The 17,013-nt window shown below is 48.6% G+C and carries 15 protein-coding genes and 1 pseudogene; 4 read left to right on the top strand and 12 right to left on the bottom strand.

Translation table 11 applies throughout. The features are described from left to right. The first annotated feature begins 64 nt into the window (after positions 1-64). Positions 65-2,449 carry an NAD(P)-binding domain-containing protein gene (locus tag L0156_11585; protein MCI0603640.1) on the top strand — a complete coding sequence of 795 codons (2,385 nt, stop codon included), beginning with the start codon at positions 65-67 and terminating at the stop codon, positions 2,447-2,449. Between the two features lie 36 nt (positions 2,450-2,485). Here L0156_11585 and L0156_11580 read toward each other — a convergent pair whose 3' ends face one another. Then, the gene (locus L0156_11580; GenBank protein ID MCI0603639.1) at positions 2,486-2,809 is read right to left on the bottom strand and encodes a hypothetical protein; all 324 of its coding nucleotides are present in this window, start codon (positions 2,807-2,809) and stop codon (positions 2,486-2,488) included. A 105-nt stretch (positions 2,810-2,914) separates the two neighbouring features. Between L0156_11580 and rocF the strand changes: the two genes are divergently transcribed. Then, entirely contained in the window at positions 2,915-3,826 is a 912-nt protein-coding gene (gene rocF / locus L0156_11575) for an arginase (GenBank protein ID MCI0603638.1), read from the top strand. A 210-nt stretch (positions 3,827-4,036) separates the two neighbouring features. Here rocF and L0156_11570 read toward each other — a convergent pair whose 3' ends face one another. The 7 genes and pseudogenes from L0156_11570 to L0156_11540 form a co-directional block, all read right to left on the bottom strand. Further along, positions 4,037-4,825 carry a PhzF family phenazine biosynthesis protein gene (locus tag L0156_11570; GenBank protein MCI0603637.1) on the bottom strand — a complete coding sequence of 263 codons (789 nt, stop codon included), beginning with the start codon at positions 4,823-4,825 and terminating at the stop codon, positions 4,037-4,039. Positions 4,826-5,655: 830 nt separating this feature from the next. Next, positions 5,656-6,243 (bottom strand): annotated as a pseudogene (locus L0156_11565) (GTPase domain-containing protein). Between the two features lie 5 nt (positions 6,244-6,248). Beyond that, positions 6,249-7,568, bottom strand: coding sequence for a ribosome biogenesis GTPase Der (gene der, locus L0156_11560; protein MCI0603636.1), 1,320 nt, complete (start codon positions 7,566-7,568; stop codon positions 6,249-6,251). Between the two features lie 19 nt (positions 7,569-7,587). Further along, positions 7,588-8,010, bottom strand: a complete 423-nt coding sequence (locus tag L0156_11555; protein MCI0603635.1) for a PKD domain-containing protein — start codon at positions 8,008-8,010, stop codon at positions 7,588-7,590. A gap of 47 nt (positions 8,011-8,057) precedes the next feature. Further along, positions 8,058-9,332 carry an insulinase family protein gene (locus L0156_11550; protein MCI0603634.1) on the bottom strand — a complete coding sequence of 425 codons (1,275 nt, stop codon included), beginning with the start codon at positions 9,330-9,332 and terminating at the stop codon, positions 8,058-8,060. Positions 9,333-9,443: 111 nt separating this feature from the next. Then, entirely contained in the window at positions 9,444-10,778 is a 1,335-nt protein-coding gene (locus L0156_11545; protein ID MCI0603633.1) for an insulinase family protein, read from the bottom strand. Between the two features lie 6 nt (positions 10,779-10,784). Continuing rightward, positions 10,785-11,906 carry a DUF2029 domain-containing protein gene (locus L0156_11540; protein MCI0603632.1) on the bottom strand — a complete coding sequence of 374 codons (1,122 nt, stop codon included), beginning with the start codon at positions 11,904-11,906 and terminating at the stop codon, positions 10,785-10,787. Positions 11,907-12,002: 96 nt separating this feature from the next. Between L0156_11540 and mutL the strand changes: the two genes are divergently transcribed. Continuing rightward, on the top strand, positions 12,003-13,736 hold the full coding sequence (gene mutL, locus L0156_11535; protein ID MCI0603631.1) for a DNA mismatch repair endonuclease MutL: 1,734 nt from the start codon (positions 12,003-12,005) through the stop codon (positions 13,734-13,736). A 96-nt stretch (positions 13,737-13,832) separates the two neighbouring features. Further along, complete coding sequence (locus L0156_11530) at positions 13,833-14,210, top strand: RidA family protein (GenBank protein MCI0603630.1); 378 nt, start codon at positions 13,833-13,835, stop codon at positions 14,208-14,210. Here L0156_11530 and L0156_11525 read toward each other — a convergent pair. From L0156_11525 to L0156_11510, 4 genes are read right to left on the bottom strand one after another with little or no spacing between them, the layout of a single operon-like run. Next, positions 14,160-14,867, bottom strand: coding sequence for an RluA family pseudouridine synthase (locus L0156_11525; GenBank protein MCI0603629.1), 708 nt, complete (start codon positions 14,865-14,867; stop codon positions 14,160-14,162). The genes L0156_11530 and L0156_11525 overlap by 51 nt on opposite strands. A 57-nt stretch (positions 14,868-14,924) precedes the next feature. After that, positions 14,925-15,734, bottom strand: coding sequence for a CAP domain-containing protein (locus tag L0156_11520; protein MCI0603628.1), 810 nt, complete (start codon positions 15,732-15,734; stop codon positions 14,925-14,927). Continuing rightward, a complete protein-coding gene (locus tag L0156_11515) occupies positions 15,718-15,924 on the bottom strand; it encodes a YbgA family protein (GenBank protein MCI0603627.1) in 207 nt (68 codons plus the stop codon). The genes L0156_11520 and L0156_11515 overlap by 17 nt, the downstream gene beginning before the upstream one ends. Next, complete coding sequence (locus tag L0156_11510) at positions 15,911-16,855, bottom strand: flippase-like domain-containing protein (protein ID MCI0603626.1); 945 nt, start codon at positions 16,853-16,855, stop codon at positions 15,911-15,913. The genes L0156_11515 and L0156_11510 overlap by 14 nt, the downstream gene beginning before the upstream one ends. Between the last annotated feature and the right edge of the window lie 158 nt (positions 16,856-17,013).

Raw genomic sequence — 17,013 nt, 5'->3', positions numbered from 1 at the left:
TGGATCTTCCTTTCAAGCAATGTTGAATGAAGATTTTTGCCTCCAAATACAACTTAGTTGATGAATGAGTGTGAAAAATTTTCTTAAGGCCGTATTCTCTCCAATTCTTGGTTACATGGACTGGTTGCACACCCGCTGGCCTGCGGGTGTTGTCGAAAAACTGCCTGAGGTGAATGAGGATGGAACCACGAATGTTCCGGGAATTCGGATCACCGGCGATCTGACAGGGATTCCCCTGCTCAAGTTTTCCTCGGATACAGGGGCCAAAGCTATCCGCTCTTTTCTGGAAGAGCCTGATTTCAAAGCGAACCGTTCCAATGACCCTGATCTGGTTGATGTTGCAATTATTGGCGCCGGAGTTTCTGGAGTTTCAGCGGCCATCGAAGCGAAGAAAGCGGGACTCCGCTACCAGATTTTTGAAGCAACGCAAATCTACTCCACGGTTGCTAATTTTCCAAAAGCGAAACCCATTTACACATATCCGACCGAAATGGTTCCCGCGGGTCTGCAATTTACTGCCACAGTGAAAGAGCCATTGCTGGAGGAAATGGAACAGCAACGAATGGAAGCGGGCATTGAAGTGACCTCTGTCCGCATCGAACGGGTGGAACGGAAATCGAATGAACTTTTGCTTCATCACGGCGATGGAAAAACTGCCACGCGTGCGCGGCGGGTTGTGATCGCAATCGGTAGAAGCGGCAATCATAGAAAGTTAAACGTGCCGGGTGAGGATCTGGATAAAGTGTATAACCGGCTTTACGATCCGAAGGAATTTTCCGGCAAAAACGTGCTTGTGGTGGGCGGAGGCGATTCTGCGCTGGAGACGGCCATTGCGCTTGCGCTTTGCGGAGCGGAAGTGACCATCAGCTACCGCAAAAAGGAATTCGCGAGGCCGAAACCGGAGAACGTTGAAAAAATAGAAAAACTTCGCCGGAATCCGAACGCCGATGTTGAAGTCGAGCGCCCAACATCCGAACGGGTCACCACAAGCGTCACCAAAGGAATGCTCAAAGACATGCATGCAGGCAGCATTCATCTTGCCATGGCGACTGCCGTTAAGAAAATTGAAAAGGACCGGGTGATCCTTGCAGATGAACAAAAACAGGAAACTGTGCTGAAGAACGATGTTGTCTTTTCAATGATCGGTCGTGAAGCGCCACTGGATTTTTTCAGGCGTTCAGGAATTCGAATTCGCGGCGAGTGGAATCCTACAACCTACATCGGATTTTTTCTATTCTTCGCATTCTGTTTCTTTGTCTATCTCTGGAAAGGCGGTACCGCCCTGAAAAAATGGTTCATAGCGAACAATTTCTTCCCCTTCAACATTCCCGGCGCTCTGAATACCATTTCTTCACAAACACAGGATCCTACTACATTATTAGGAACACTCGCCATTAGCCTGGGTGATCCGGGATTCTATTATTCGCTGGCCTATACCCTGTGCGTCTCGCTGTTCGGCTTGAGGCGGATCAAACGCAGAAAAACTCCGTACGTGAAACTTCAAACGTACACACTGATGGCCGTTCAGATCCTGCCCTTGTTTTTACTGCCCTTCATCATTCTTCCACTGGCCGGTCATAACGGCTGGTTCGATTCCGGGATTGCAAAAGAGGCGGCGGATCAGCTATTTCCCGCTGTTGGATACGGGCACAAACGGGAATACTGGCGCGCTTTCGGTCTGGTGCTTGCATGGCCGCTCTTCATCTGGAATCTTTTCACCAACCAGCCACTCTGGTGGTGGCTCATCATTTCTTTTGTGCAAACGTTCGTCATCATTCCGTTGATCATCTGGCGCTGGGGAAAAGGCGCCTACTGCAGCTGGCTCTGTTCCTGCGGAGCCCTGGCAGAAACCATGGGAGATGCGCACCGGACCAAAATGCCTCACGGACCAATCTGGAACCGCATGAATATGGTGGGGCAGGTGGCCCTGGGCGCCGCTCTCCTGCTGTTATTGGCGCGCATCCTTTCTTGGAGCTGGCCGAAATCCGAAATCGGTACGATGGCCCAAAAATTCTATTCCGCTTTCTTGAGCAACTGGTCAGTTCTGGGAGTGCAGCTGGATTATTATCACGTCGTTGATATTTTTATGGCCGGGATCATCGGTGTAGGTATGTATTTCTGGTTCAGCGGACGAGTATGGTGCAGGTTTGCATGTCCATTGGCTGCGTTAATGCATATCTACGCGCGTTTTTCGAAATTCCGAATCTTTTCAGATAAACCGAAATGCATCTCTTGCAACGTTTGTACTTCGGTATGCCACCAGGGCATCGATATTATGAACTTCGCCAACAAGGGGCTTCCCATGGAGGATCCCGAATGTGTGCGATGCTCGGCCTGCGTGCAGATGTGCCCTACAGGAACGCTTTCCTTTGGCCGGTTAGACAAAAACGGTCAGCCTGTCTACGATCGCATCGCATCTTCGCTTGTCCAAATCCGCGAGAAAAAATAAACCGCCAGGTCGCCAAGACGCCAAGTTTTTTTAATACTAATCTTTTCCGGAGCGGTTTAACTGCTTGTCGAGCGCTGCACGAATCATTTTTGCCTGCTGCTCAGCAACCGTTCTTATCTCCTGGCGTCCGTCATCCCCTATCTTGATTTTCTTTGCGCCCTGGAGATTCTTTTCGTCCTGTTCCTTTTTCAGCTTTTTAGGATCCACATCTCGTTCGTCGCGACGCGATGCAGAGCGTTCGACATCACGATCCCTAGCTGTTCTTGCTTTCGCCGTTCCGTCAAGTTTACCATCCGTGCTCGTGGTCACAGTAACATCAACCTTGACACCACCAAATGTTGGAAGCTTTGGAATACCCATTCATTCACCTCACTTAAATAAAGACGTTCGAAAAGTAGTTTGAACGTAGTAAATCATAATTTTTCGTCTCTTTGCGTCTTTGCGTCTTTGCGTTAAAGTACATTCATGAAGCGGAAAGCGAAGATCATTGGCGTGCCGATGGATCTTGGCGCGGGTCGTCGGGGTGTGGATATGGGTCCTTCGGTCATTCGGATTGCCGGTTTGAACCAGGCGCTGAACCGGCTCGGATATGAGGTCGTGGATGCGGGCAACATCTCCGTGCAACCGCCGGAATCGATGTCGCGAGGAAATACACGCGCCCATTACTTGCCTGAGATTACCGCTGTCTGTGAACGGCTCGCTCAAGATGTAGAACAAACGCTCCGGGAAGGGGCAATCCCTGTGGTGCTTGGCGGGGACCACTCGATTGCCATCGGATCAGCCTCCGGTGTCGCTTCCTATTACAAAAAGAAGAATGAAAAAATCGGAATCATCTGGCTCGATGCGCACACGGACATCAACACGCCGCAAACAAGTCCCTCAGGAAATATTCATGGAATGCCATTGGCCGCCCTTCTGGGAGAAGGCGCGCGTGAGCTCACGCACGTAGCTGGTTTTGCGCCGAAGCTGGATCCAGAACACACTGCGATCATCGGCGCTCGTAGTGTAGACCCCGGTGAGCGTGACATCATCAGGCGCCTGGGAATTCAAGTGTTCACAATGACCCAACTGGATGAGCTTGGAATGGGAGCGGTCATTGAAGAAGCAATCAAAATTGCCAGCAATGGAACTGCGGGATTTCACGCAACTCTGGACATGGATTTTCTGGATCCATTTTATGCTCCGGGTGTTGGCACGCGAGAAACAGGCGGAGCCACATATCGCGAAACACATCTGGCAATGGAAAAGATCGCGGATTCAGGCAAGATGCTTTCGGTGGAAATTTCGGAAGTGAATCCGCTCTATGACACCGCGAATCAAACGGCTCAAATGGCCGTCGAATTCATTCTTTCAGCGCTCGGCAAAAAAATTATGTAGGGGCAGAGCATTTGCCACTGTAGTGTGAACAGATTCGAAATTTCCGAAATGTCTGGAGAATCACGAACCAATTCTGGGCGAGCAAATGCTCTGCTTGGCCAGGATGCTCGCAGAGCATTTTCGTGGCGATAACACTTTTGAGTATGGGTCAATACTTGTTACTTAAACGTATCCTGACAAGCAGTATGGAAAATGCTCTGCCACTACCAGCTAGATAAGCTCGCCGCGCATCACGGTTACGGCTTGCCCCAGCAAATACACACGGTCACCCGTAACTCGCACTCGCAGGAATCCTCCACGCTCAGACGCTTGATACGCGTGCAGTTCGTTCTTCCCCAATTTCTCCGCCCAGTAGGGACCGAGCACACAATGAGCTGAACCTGTCACAGGATCCTCATCAATCGCGTGTCGTGGCGCAAAATATCTGGAAACAAAATCAAAATCTTTTGACTTCGAAGCGCCGGTAACCAGAACATCACGATCCAAAGTTTTCAAGAGTCGAAAATCAGGGGAAAGCTTTCGAACAATTTCCTCGGATTCAACTTCAACAAGCCATGTCTGCATGCTTTTCCCACTGAACTTCACGGGAACTTCCAGCCCTTTCAACAAGCCATCCGGAGCAGGCATCGGTTCCACGTTCAGCCGGGGAAAATCCAATTCAATCCAACCCTCAATCCATTTTGCGGAGAGTGGACCACTCAAGCTGAGAAATCTTGCCGTTTCTTCGCGTTTCAAGAATCCTTCTTCCCACAAAACGTGCGCGCTTGCCAGAGTCGCGTGTCCGCACAACCTCACTTCCTTTGTTGCCGGAGTGAACCAGCGCAACCGGTAACCCTCTCCTTCACGAAGAAGGTAAGCGGTTTCCGCCAAATTCATTTCGCGCGCAACCAGTTTCATCCACTGGTCTTCCTTTGGCTCCAGCAAAACACAAACTGCTGCAGGATTTCCCTTGAAAGGCTCACCCGTAAATGCATCAACCTGCGTGATCTTTTGTCCCATGAATGAATTCCTCCTGATCATAAGAATTACTAGAATTGAGCTGGGAGTACAGATTCAGAGAATGTGATTATGGATGAGTACAGAGCAGGCAAGATGCCTGCGGCCCGTAAATGCAGGCCGGAGGCCTGCGCTGGAGTTTCTACATTTGCTTCTGCATCTACGAGGAGAATGATTTTTCTAAACGAACCATGCCGGCAGAATGCCCGGCAGTCATTTATGCCAGTCTGGAGGCTGGCGCTCCTCTAATGAGCGCCGCCATTTTGGCGGCATTGATGCCGGCTTTTAGCCGGCGATGCAGGCCGGAGGCCTGCTACTCCCTAGTCGTTATCGATGCGAATTCGAAGATGAATCGAAATGTTCAGCTTGATGTCCTGACCTTCTTTCCTGACTGAGATTTCGATCGGAATTTCCTGAGCCGTAGCCCCCGATGTCGCAGAAGCGTGCGATAGATGGATCGTCTCATCGGGAATCAGCTCCGTCTCAGATGCATCCTGAACGCGCGCTCTGGATTCCTGGGTAGGAGAAGTTGGAATCACTGCGATATTGGATCGTGGTGCGGGCGCAGCCGGCTCCGCAGGAGCTTGAACTTCGGGAACCTCCATTGAATAATCTTCCAGCTTTTGATCGCCAATCTCCACCGGTTCTAAATTCAAAGGAGATTCTTCACTCATTTCAAGCTCTTCCACTTGAGGAAGCTCCTGCACTTCTTCTTCCAGATCGGAAAGGTCCAACGTTTGGTCCTCTCGAACTCCTTTGACTGCAACCGGCGAAGCAACTTTTTCGCTTGCCGTTTGCTCTCCTTTCATCGCCGCTGCCAATTCCTCGGGTTTTCCATATTTCTTTGATAAATTCGACATTACAACTTTCGCAATTCCTTTGAAAGTCTCTTGAACACCCATACCTGTCAATGCAATCGCTTCAAAATACGGAACTTTCAAAACATTGACTCTCCGATTCAAATCTTTTACGGGCAGAACATTGGGGAGATCCCTTTTGTTGTATTGAATCACAAGCGGTATCGTTGTGATATCAAGATTATTCTCCGCAAGATTTTGCCGAAGATTCTCCCAGCTATCCAGATTTGATTGCATCATCTCTTTTTGAGAATCTGCAACAAAAACAACACCGTCAGCTCCTTTCAAAACGAGTTTTCGTGTCGCATCATAAAATACCTGGCCGGGAACCGTATAGAGTTGAACACGTGTTTTCATTCCTTTGACTGAGCCAAGATCGAGCGGCAGGAAATCGAAGAAAAGTGTTCGATCCGTTTGAGTAGCCAGTGACAGCATCTTGCCGCGCATTTTCTCGGGTAAGCTTTTATGAATAAACTCGAGATTCGTAGTCTTACCGCACAAACCGGGGCCGTAGTAAACAACTTTTGCGGTCAGCTCACGTGTGGCGTAGTTAAACAGTACCATGTCATTTAGCCTCGTTTCACTTTAATTCGAATCGTGGCGCCTTCAAAGCCAAAATTCATTCTCAGTTGATTTTCCAGATAACGCAAATGGGAGAAGTGGAGATAAGAACCGGCATTTGTAAACAACACGAATGTAGGCGGCCGGGTTCCTGCCTGTGTAATATACTTCAACTTGATCGGTTTTCCTTTAAATGTTCCCAGGTAACGATTTGCCAGCGCCTTATCGAAAAAGGCATTTAATTCGCCAGTAGTAACTCTCTGCGTATACGACTTGTAAACTTCTTGCAGGGCCGGAAAAACATTTCGAACGTTCTGGCCGGTCCTTGCAGAGATGCACAAGCGCGGCGCGTAACTGATAAATTTTAGTTTGGATTCCACCTCCATTTCAAGGGATTTCCGTTTTTCAGCATTCAATAAGTCCATTTTGTTCAACAAGAGCAGCATGGCTCTGCCAGCGTCCCGCGCATATCCCGCGACGACAGCATCCTGATGAGTGACCCCTTCGGAAGCATCGATCATCAGACAAACAATATCAGATCGCTCCAACGATTTGCGCGCATGAATCACAGCCAGCTTATCCGGGACAGTCTTGGTTTGTCCCTTTTTGCGGATCCCGGCTGTATCGATGAAACGGTAAAGCTGCCCTCCTTCCTCTATTTCCAGATCAACGGTATCGCGCGTTGTCCCGGGGATCTCGCTGGTTACCAGACGTTCTTCACCCAGCAAACGGTTCAAAAACGTGCTTTTTCCGGCGTTCGGTTTCCCCAGCACAACGACCGAGACTCCTTTTTCGGGCTCTAATTCTGTAGAAGGAATCAACTCAAAATGCTCAATCACGGAGTCCAGCACTTCATCCACGTTCAAGCCATGTTCTGCGGAAATGGCAAACGTATGTTCAAAGCCGAATTCATGAAATTCCGAGGCAATCCGGTCGGCAAAAGAGGGAGAATCGGTCTTGTTGACAAGAAGGAAAGCAGGACGGTCCGCACGGCGCAAGAACGTAGCAATTTCTTGATCTCGGCCGGTGATCCCTTCCCGTCCGTCTACAATGAACAGTATCAATTGAGAATCCTGGATTGCTTTTTTCGCCTGCGCCGAGATGAGTCGGGAAATATCATCTTCTTCTCCTTGCATTCCCCCCGTGTCCACCAGCCGGAAGGTTCTCCCTAACCATTCCGCCTTCTCGATGCGACGGTCGCGCGTCATTCCTGGTTCTTTCGAAACAAGGGCGCGCCGTTTTCCTATAATTCGATTAAACAGCGTGGACTTGCCGACATTTGCACGACCCACGATGGCCACCAGTGGCGCTGATTTTTGAGGGGGCATTCGTGAACTACCAGGAGCCTCAGTTTATAGGACCGGTATTTCGTTCCAGAATGACAATAGAAATCGCGCGCGAGCGGACTTTCTTATCACCCAGAGTCAATCTCACATTGTAATTCCCGTGTTTCTCGTAAACATGTTCGGTAAAAAACTCTGTCTTGATCTTTGTGTCGGAGGAATGCGGGTCGCAGTTTGGCTTTTCAGTGGATTTCGCGCCATCTCCGAAGTCCCACTCTTCCTGCAGACAATAATGGTCTTTGTCATTTTCGTCTGGAACTTCCAGCAATCCCCGGAAGGTGACACGCATAGGCTCGAATCCTTGTCGTGGCGAACCGGTGATGGTTAATTTCGTTTCAGAAGAAGAAGTTGTGGAGCCCTGTTGCGGCCCCCGCGCACTGCAACCGGCAATCAAGAGAAGAAGTAGAACGCAGAATAATTTCTTCATGTTCAGATTTTAACGCAAAGACGCTAAGGCGCAAAGAAGGAAGAATTTTAAAAGCCGGGATCGGTAATCTCTTTGCGATCGATTTTAGGCGAATACTTCTTCACCGCGTCTTCTATATCGGAAGCCTTGCCAATCAGCACAAATACCAGATTGTCCAGAGGAAAATATTCACGGATCACACGATTTGCATCGGCCAGTGTCATGGCGTTAATCAATTGATACAGGTTTGTAATCTCGGAAGAATCCATTTCGTAGAGTTCCCATTCTGCGATCACATACGCGAGTTGATTTGTAGTCTCCATCGTCAACGGGAATTGTCCTTTGATGTAGTTCCTTGCGGAACTCAGGGCTTCTTGCGTGATTCCTTTTTCATGGAGCCGCCGGAGTACATCCAGAGTTAAATCCATCGCTTTGACGGTTGTTTCATTGCTTGTAAAAGACTCGATGGAGAAAGGGCCGCGAACTTTGCGGTTTTCGAACCAGGAATCGCAGCCGTAAGTCAAACCGGAATTGATTCGAAGCTCCGAATTCAACATGGATGTATATCTTCCACCAAATAGCGTATTGACAACTCTGATGAAAACGCGGTCCGGATTCGTGCGCCACGATCCGATGTTTCCGATTCTGTAAAAGGTTTGAGTTGAATCCGGTTTGTTAACCAGCAGCAATTTGTTGCCTTGAATCTGCGCCGGTTCCGGCAGTTCCGGTGAAGGTACCGGTTGATTCACCCATGCTTCAAAATGTCTCCGCAGGAGACTTTCCATTTCCGCAATCTTAAAATCACCCACGACAGCCAGGATCACATTGCCCGGTTTGTAAAAGTTTTGATAGTGTCCGAGAGCATCTTCACTGACTAACGAGGCTAAACTTTTTTCATCCCCATCGACCGAACGGCCATAAGGATGCTTCCCGAAAACGTAGGAGGCGTAGTAATAATCAAGTACGTTGCTCGCTGCATCCTTGGCGGCTTTGATTTCATCGATGCGTTGCCGGGACAACTTCTCAAATTCCTCTTTGGGAAAAACAGGATTTAACAGAATATCTGCGAGCAGATCCATTCCCTCGGTCAGATCCTTCTTCAGAAATTCCGCGCTCAAGGAACAGTAGTCATAACTGGCCGATTCGTTTACCAAACCTCCGATGAAATCGAGCTGGCTGGAAATTTGATCCGCGCTGCGCGTCTTTGTGCCTTTTCGAAGCATTCCGATTGTCAGAGCGCTGAGACCCTCTTTCCCCGGAGGATCGACCACCGTTCCCGTTCGCAACAGGAATTGGAAGCTCACAATTGGCACTTCCTGTTGCTCCATCAGCAGTAACGTCATGCCATTTGTAAGTTTCGTTTTTTTATAATCAGGGAATTCAAGTTGCGGCTCATGAGCAAATATAGAAGAAGAACAAAACAAGAGAAACAAAAAGAATATTTTTTTCATGCTTTATGGAGTCTTTTGTTCAGCTTCTTCTTCCGGCGTTGGAATCAAGGTCACAACGGTACGGTTCTTCTCCGCAAGATACGTGTTCGCAACACGTTTGACGTTTTCGGCTGTTATTTTTTCGTACGCCTCACCAGCCGCAAACAACTTCCTGTAATCGCCAAAGAACACCTCATACGTTCCAAGAGCATCTGCTTTGCCGCTGATGGTCTTCATATTTCTATAGAAGCCGGCGAGCAAGATGTTTTTTGCTTTTTGGATTTCCCGGGATGAAACTCCTCCCGATTGAATTTTTTTAACCTCGTCATAAAGCGCTGCTTCGACTTTTTGAGTCTCGATGTTTTGATTCGGCTGCGCGTAAAGAATCAGGAGAGTAGGATCGAGCGCAAAAGGAGTGAAGCCACCAACTTCGATCGCAATCTGGTCTTTATCCACCAATCGTTGATAAAGCCTGGAGCTCTGCCCGTCAAACAAAATTGTTTGCAACACCTGCAAAGCATAAAAATCGGGATGAGAGGTTTGAGGTACGTGATAGGCGATCATTAAGATGGGAAGCTGTGCAAATTTTTTCACAAAGGCGCGCCTTTCTCCCAGTTGTTCAGGCTCCTTTGTCCTGACCGGCGGAGGAGTTTCGCGAGCGGGAATCTTTTCCAGATATTTTTTTGCTAAGGAATGAATTTCCTCTCCCGTCACATCCCCCACAACAACGACAGTAGCATTTTGAGGAGAGTATCCCATTCGAAAATGCGCCTTCAACTCCTCCATCGTCCAGCTTTGAATGTCCGCCATCCAGCCGACGACCGGCCATTGATAAGGATGTGCGACAAATGCAGTCGCCCACAATTGCTCATTCAGAATTCCAAAATTATTTGCTTCCACAGTGGTCCGCCGCTCAGAAGCCACAACGCCCCTTTCCGATTCGATCATTTTCGGATCGAAATTCAGATGTTCGATTCGATCGGCTTCTAAGTCAAAAATCAGTTCCATTGCGGTTCGTGGAAACCAATCTTGATAAACCGTTACGTCCTTATTCGTATAAGCGTTATTGCTTCCGCCCGCTGCTTCCATGACCACATCCAGCTGTTTGGGACCGTATTTCTTTGCGCCGTTAAACATCATGTGTTCGAAATAGTGGGAAATGCCGGTCGTCCCGGGCCGTTCATTGCGTGACCCGATCCGGTAAAAAATGTACATCGCAATATTCGGAATGGTATGGTCCTCCTGGACAAGTATCTTCATTCCGTTCTGAAGTTGATACGTTTTGATCTCCGCAGCCTGCCCAAAAATGAATGCCGGGATGAAAAGCAACGCCAGATAAAAAAACTTCCCTCTTGTCATGATTGTTTAGGACTTCCGAGCATCAATTATAGATGGGGTTTTCGCCACTTCAAAATTTCGCAGGGTCAGGGCTGTCAGGAGTGAAACCAAAGACAAAAAATAGAACGGACCCTCTTCGAACGCGTGACCGGTGAGGTAAAAAATCCAAAACATCATCACAAAGGGCAATTCATTTTTCCTCAGCGACAAAGACAGAACCGCAGCAGGTATACAGAGTAAGAAATGATGAATTTCAGAAAAAGGAGAAATCAGCAAAGGAACAATCAGATAAAGTGAAAACCAACCGTAGAAACGATCCTCTGTTTTCTTAACCAATCTCACAAGTTCAAGACACGCGATTGCGGCAAGCACAAATATTCTTGAAAACCATTTCCCTCCAGGAACGCAGGAATAAGCAAGAAAAGCTTCCAGGCTGAAGAATTTCTTACCTTCCTCAAAATGCACCGGTTGATTCCCGTAATGCGCCAATGTTTTCATGAACGAATCATAGAGCTCCGCAATTTGACCCTGCACAATCAAAGCAGGCAATATTGCCAGGAGCGTTATAAAAAAAAGCGTGTAAAGTAACTCCTTAAAGCGTTTACGAAACAGCAAAAGACCAAGAAGCACAAATGGCATTACCTTGATAACGATCGCTAACGCAAGAAAAAAGCCGGCGGTAAACTTCCTGGAAGCGGCTCCAAAATAGAAAAAAGATAAACAAAGAAGCAAAATCAACGCGTTTACCTGGCCATTGAGGAAATTGCTTTGAAGAGGCGCAGCGAAAAGCAGCAAGACGATTCCGAGTTGAGAAAAGCCGATCGATTGATTTTCGGATGATTTGAGGATCAACCAGCCAGACAGGCCGAGCGCTGCGGCGTTGATAAGAAACCACAGAAAGATTGCCAGGCCGCACGGCACAAAAAGAAGTGGAATCAGAAGAAATGCCAGAAGTGGTGGATACAAGTACGGAAAATAAGCGTCCGGATCGTAGGGATCTGAACCGTTCAGGAAAGCTTTTGCCGCGGTTAGATAGGATGTGAAATCATTCCCCTCCGGCCTGAATGCGCGTTTGAATGTACCGATGCAGAAGAGAACAACAGCGATCAGAAGCAAGATCGCAATAAAAACATAAAGACGATTCTTCAAGCAACAAATTATATTTCAAGTAGGGGCGGGCTTGTCCCCGCCCGTTAAGGGCGACCACAAGGGTCGCCCCTACCGTTCTATGCTACGCTAATGCGGATGAGTAGAATTGCGCTTCTGCCGGATGAAGTTGTAAACAAAATTGCGGCGGGCGAAATCATTGAACGGCCGGTTTCCATCGTAAAAGAGCTGATTGAAAATTCGCTTGACGCGGGAGCCACGGAAATCCGGGTGGAAATCGAACGAGGCGGAAAGCAGCTCATTCGGGTTTCCGATGACGGTTCGGGGATTGCCGCGGATCAGGCGCTGCTTGCTTTTGAACGTCACGCCACGAGCAAAATTCAATCATCAGAAGATCTCCACCAGATCGCTACAATGGGATTTCGGGGAGAAGCGCTCGCTTCGATTGCCGCGGTTTCACAGGTTCAACTAAAAACGCAACGCGAAGAAGAATCTGCGGGCGTCAGTCTTTTCCTCGTAGGCGGTAAATGCCAGAGCCAGCAGCCTGCCGCTTTGCCCCATGGAACCATTTTCGAAGCACGTAATCTTTTCTTCAACACACCCGCACGCAAGAAATTCCTAAAAAGCGATGGGACAGAAGCGTCCGCCATCACTCATATGGTCCAGGCATTTGCCATGGCTCATCCGGAAATCTCATTTTCCCTGCATCAGGATCAGCGCGAAACGCTAAATTGTCCCAAAACGACAACGCTTCGCGAAAGAATTTACCAGATTCTCGGAGCAGAAATCCTCGAACAGCTGGTTGAGCTGAACGAAACCCTCTACCATTTTCATCTAACTGGTTTTGTCAGCAACACCAGCGCGATGAAAACAAACAAGAATTATCAGTATTTCTTCATTAATCGCAGGCTGGTAAAGGATAAGGTTCTTTCAAACTCGATCTATGTTGCTTACCGGGTTTACGCAGAAACCGGACAATATCCTGTCGCCCTCCTCTTTCTGGACATGCCCGCAGCGATGGTGGATGTCAATGTCCATCCGGCAAAATATGAAGTGCGCTTTCTTCAACAGAGTCTTGTTCAAAAAGGAATCATCGATTCAATTCAAAAACTTTTGAATCAATCGCGGCCTCTACCGAGTTTTCAACTTTCGCCGAATTCTTACATTCCAAAGTATTCAGCGCCGGAGTTGAACTTGCAAAGCGCTGCGCCTTCAGTCAATCCGTTCCTGGATGCGCCTTCTGCCGCCTCAGGTCTTTCTATGCCGGCGCCGGCACCACGCAAAATGCCCCAGCCAGGCGAATACAAAATTATAGGACAGTACGACAATACTTATGTTGTTCTGTCTGATGAAGGTGGTTTAATCCTGGTAGATCAACACGTGGCGCATGAAAGAGTTCTTTATGAGCTTCTCCTGCGCAAACAGGAATCCCGGGAAATTCACCGGCAAAATTTATTAATCCCGCTTGTGCTGGAGCTGAACCCGGCTCAAATGATGCTCATGGAGGATTACGCGGATCATTTTCGCGAGCTCGGGTTCGACATCGAAGTCTTCGGCAACGGAAGCGTGATGATCCGGCAAATCCCCGATTTTCTTGTGGACGCAAATTATTCTGCGGCAATGCAACGTCTGTTTAACGAATTGGAAAGACTTTACCGTGATGGTGTCCTGGAGTCCTTTGCGGAAGAAATGAGGAAATCAATGGCTTGCCAGGCCGCAGTAAAAATCAATATGCCGTTGACAATCGAGAAAATGGAATGGCTCATAGCGGAGCTGCTAAAAACAAATACGCCGCAGGTTTGTCCGCATGGCAGACCGATCATCTTGCGGATCAGTCACTATGAAATCGAAAAAAATTTCCGTAGAATTTAAGATTCACCGCAGAGCACGCAGAGGGCGCAGAGAGGAAATAAGAATTTCTTTCTCGGCGTTTTCCGCGTTCTCTGCGGTGAAAAAAAGGAGATGTAGATGAAAAGAGCATTCATGACGGAACAGGCGCCGAAACCGGTGGGTCCTTATTCTCAGGTCATTCAATATGGAGAATTTTTATTTCTAGCAGGGCAGGTTCCTTTAACTCCGGAAGGCAAAATGAACGACGGCGATATCGTCGCTCAAACGAGGCAAGTCTTAAATAACATCAAAGCGGTTCTGGAAGCGGCCGGTTCTTCGATAAATCGCGTGTTGAAAACCACAATCTTCCTTGCGGATCTCGGCGACTTCGAAACAGTCAATGGCGTTTATGCTGAATATTTTCAGGAACCTTACCCTGCAAGATCCACGGTGGAAGTGTCCAAATTACCGAAGGGCGCTCGATTGGAAATAGACGCGATCGCATCGCGCTCCTAACAGTTGAGACAGTTCTTGCGGCAAAGAAGAACGGATGAGAACCGGACGGTCTGTTCGTGGATGAATAAAGCCGAGCACTTCCGCATGCAGCGCCATTCTGCCTGAGCGTTCAACACCATAAACAGCATCGCCGACAACCGGTGTGTTCAAGTGTGCCATGTGAATGCGCACCTGATGTGTCCTTCCGGTGTGAAGATAGCACCGCACCAGCGCCCGGTTTAGCTGCCGGTTCACAAGGACTACGCGATACAGCGTGACCGCCGGCCTGCCTTTTCGGCTGACCGCCCTTTTGCCCCGTTGATCGCGAGCGAGAAAAGTCTGAATGGTTCCACGTTCTTGCGCCGGAATTCCGCATGTGACTGCAAGGTAGCATCTCACCACACCGTGTTCTTCAAACTGCCGGCTCAGAGAATTGCGCGCGAGAGTAGTTTTCGCAAAAGCAATCAATCCCGAGGTTTCTTTGTCCAACCGGTGTAGAAGATAAACGTGTTCCTGTTTGCGATTTTGAATTTTCCAGTATCTGCGAATCAAACGAATCGCGCTTTCCTCGTCCCTTCCATCAACCGGATAGCTCAAAATTCCGGCTGCCTTCTCCGCAACAATGACATCCCGATCTTCGTACAGGACTTCGATTCGCTCGTGAAGTTTTTTTCGCATACGATATTGCGGGCAGGATGCCCGCGGCCCGTAATGCAGGCTGGAAGCCTGCGCTCCTTATCCGAATACCAGAACGATCAAGTAGCATCCGCCACCGCAGATGGATCCCTGAATTCTTTTGAATCCGATCCCCAGCTTGCGTGAATTGGATTCCAGATCGCTGCGGACCTGCGCTGGAATCTCGAGTAAACCGGTCGTGGTATAAACACTGACAAGCGTCGCTCCCCTGTTGGTTCGCGCAACGGAACTCATCAGAAGCATCGGGCTCAACGAATCAAACTTCTTTTGCGTCTCGACATGGGCCTGGGCCGCATTACTTAAAGATTCGGAAAGCACGAGCGGACCGAGTTTCTTGTCCTGGCGATAGAAGTTGTACTGCTTTACAAGTGTTTGCCGGGCTTGATCCACCGAATAGTCGCCAACACGGTGGATGAAAAGCTCGGTAATGTAGATGAACTGTCTTTCTTTCACGATACCAATTGCGGAATGCGTAAATTCGGGCTCCAGAATGTTTTCACGGTGATAAAGAGACTGCATCAATAAAGTATGAGCCGAGATCACATTTAAATCACGCGCGATATTCTCACCGGTTTTGGAAGCATAGATTTTCGCATCCTGGATCCGTTCATATGGCTGGCGGCCGTCACTTCCCTCATGGCTTGCCTTCCCCCTTGTGGCCATATCTTTGCTGTGGGCCAGAGCGACATGGTACAGGTCCTCATCCCACAAGAGCGGCATGAGCTTTTCTCTCAACCTTTCCGAGTTGACGAATTCAAAAAGCTGTTTTTCCTGATCGGATTCGGCGAAAACAAACAAGGGCAAGAACAGGATAAGAAAGATCGCGGCCGCGCTATTTGTTTTCCTCACCCTTTTTTTCCGCGTTGGAAAGGACGTCTTTGAATTTTTTCTTCCCTGTGTTATGGCGGGCAAAATCAGCCGTGGACATCGCACGTTCATACTCTTCTACAATCTGGGCGACCCTTTCCGGGTCGCTATTTCCGAGTCCGACATTGCCAAGCGTGCCCTCAATTCTTTGCTGCTTTTCATCCTTTGCCATGCGAAACCTCCTGCATCAACGGAGCACGCGGTTTCAGTCCTTTCATCAGGTAAACAATACATCCGATAAAGCCTGAAACACACATCGTCAGGAACCAGCACATCGAAAAGAGCAGACTCTGAGCCGGCGAAATCCCCATAAACGAAAGTAAGTAAATGTAGACAGCATCTCGGAACCCGATTCCATTAAAGCTGGGAAGCAGCGAGGCCAGACTTGCCAGCGAAACGGTGATGAAATGAAACGGCAACGGAATCGACAGCGAAAGAGCCCGCGTCACGCAAACATGGATCATCACGAGGACTGTATGGAACAGCATCGAGTAAAGGATGGCAACAATCCCGATCCACGGTTTTTTCCAGAACACAATCAAATCCTGACAGACGATTTCCCGGAGGCGCGTTCTGGTTTTTCCAAGGATCAAAGGAAGCAAACCCAGAAAGATCAACGCAAGGAGACTGATAGCCGGAAAGCCATAGCGAAGCAATTTCGGCAAAGAGGCTCCGAAGGGAGTCAACATTACGATGGACGCCAGGATCAGATGGGACACAACGCCAGAGCCCCTCTCAATCAGGACCGACAGAAAAGAGATTCGTGTTTTGCCCGCCTCGGGTGTCAAATAAAGACTTCGAGTAATATCGCCGCCGATGCTCGTAGGCAGAACAAAATTGAAGAAAGTCCCTATGAAATACAATCCCACCATCGGCTTAAAATCTTGATGGATGCCGAGAGGCCGCGCGAGGTATCGCCACTTGATTACGGATACGAGCTGACCAAGAGGAAACAAAACAAGCCCAATGAGGAGGTAGCCGATCTTGATCTTTAACAGCGCCCGAAAAAAGCTCGTTACGTCTATTTGAGTGACGAGAAAGCCGAAAAGAACCAGGCTAATAGCTAACTGTAGGACAAAATAAGGAAATTTGATTCTCGGCATAGGCTCTTTATAGTATCGCTCCAAGCCCACCCGCGTACAACAAAAAAATTCACCGCAGAGTACGCAAAGGATGCAGAGAAAAAACTTAGAGAATAGATTCTCGGAAGCTAGTCTCAGCGCTCTCTGCGACCTCTGCGGTAAAGTTTCAGCGTCGGGAG

Source organism: bacterium (assembly GCA_022616075.1).
Classification (GTDB): Bacteria; Acidobacteriota; HRBIN11; order JAKEFK01; family JAKEFK01; genus JAKEFK01.
Note: the sequence above shows the minus strand (reverse complement) of the source record. Positions and strands in the feature narration are given on the sequence as shown.

Bases quoted from the DNA above. Each gene is read 5' to 3' on its own strand.
- L0156_11585 (MCI0603640.1), top strand. From the start codon at position 65: ATGAGTGTGAAAAATTTTCTTAAGGCCGTATTCTCTCCAATTCTTGGT.
- mutL (MCI0603631.1), top strand. From the start codon at position 12,003: ATGAGTAGAATTGCGCTTCTGCCGGATGAAGTTGTAAACAAAATTGCG.
- L0156_11525 (MCI0603629.1), bottom strand. From the start codon at position 14,867: ATGCGAAAAAAACTTCACGAGCGAATCGAAGTCCTGTACGAAGATCGG.
- L0156_11555 (MCI0603635.1), bottom strand. From the start codon at position 8,010: ATGAAGAAATTATTCTGCGTTCTACTTCTTCTCTTGATTGCCGGTTGC.
- L0156_11545 (MCI0603633.1), bottom strand. From the start codon at position 10,778: ATGACAAGAGGGAAGTTTTTTTATCTGGCGTTGCTTTTCATCCCGGCA.
- L0156_11580 (MCI0603639.1), bottom strand. From the start codon at position 2,809: ATGGGTATTCCAAAGCTTCCAACATTTGGTGGTGTCAAGGTTGATGTT.
- L0156_11530 (MCI0603630.1), top strand. From the start codon at position 13,833: ATGAAAAGAGCATTCATGACGGAACAGGCGCCGAAACCGGTGGGTCCT.
- der (MCI0603636.1), bottom strand. From the start codon at position 7,568: ATGCCCCCTCAAAAATCAGCGCCACTGGTGGCCATCGTGGGTCGTGCA.
- L0156_11550 (MCI0603634.1), bottom strand. From the start codon at position 9,332: ATGACGTTACTGCTGATGGAGCAACAGGAAGTGCCAATTGTGAGCTTC.
- rocF (MCI0603638.1), top strand. From the start codon at position 2,915: ATGAAGCGGAAAGCGAAGATCATTGGCGTGCCGATGGATCTTGGCGCG.
- L0156_11570 (MCI0603637.1), bottom strand. From the start codon at position 4,825: ATGGGACAAAAGATCACGCAGGTTGATGCATTTACGGGTGAGCCTTTC.
- L0156_11515 (MCI0603627.1), bottom strand. From the start codon at position 15,924: ATGGCAAAGGATGAAAAGCAGCAAAGAATTGAGGGCACGCTTGGCAAT.
- L0156_11510 (MCI0603626.1), bottom strand. From the start codon at position 16,855: ATGCCGAGAATCAAATTTCCTTATTTTGTCCTACAGTTAGCTATTAGC.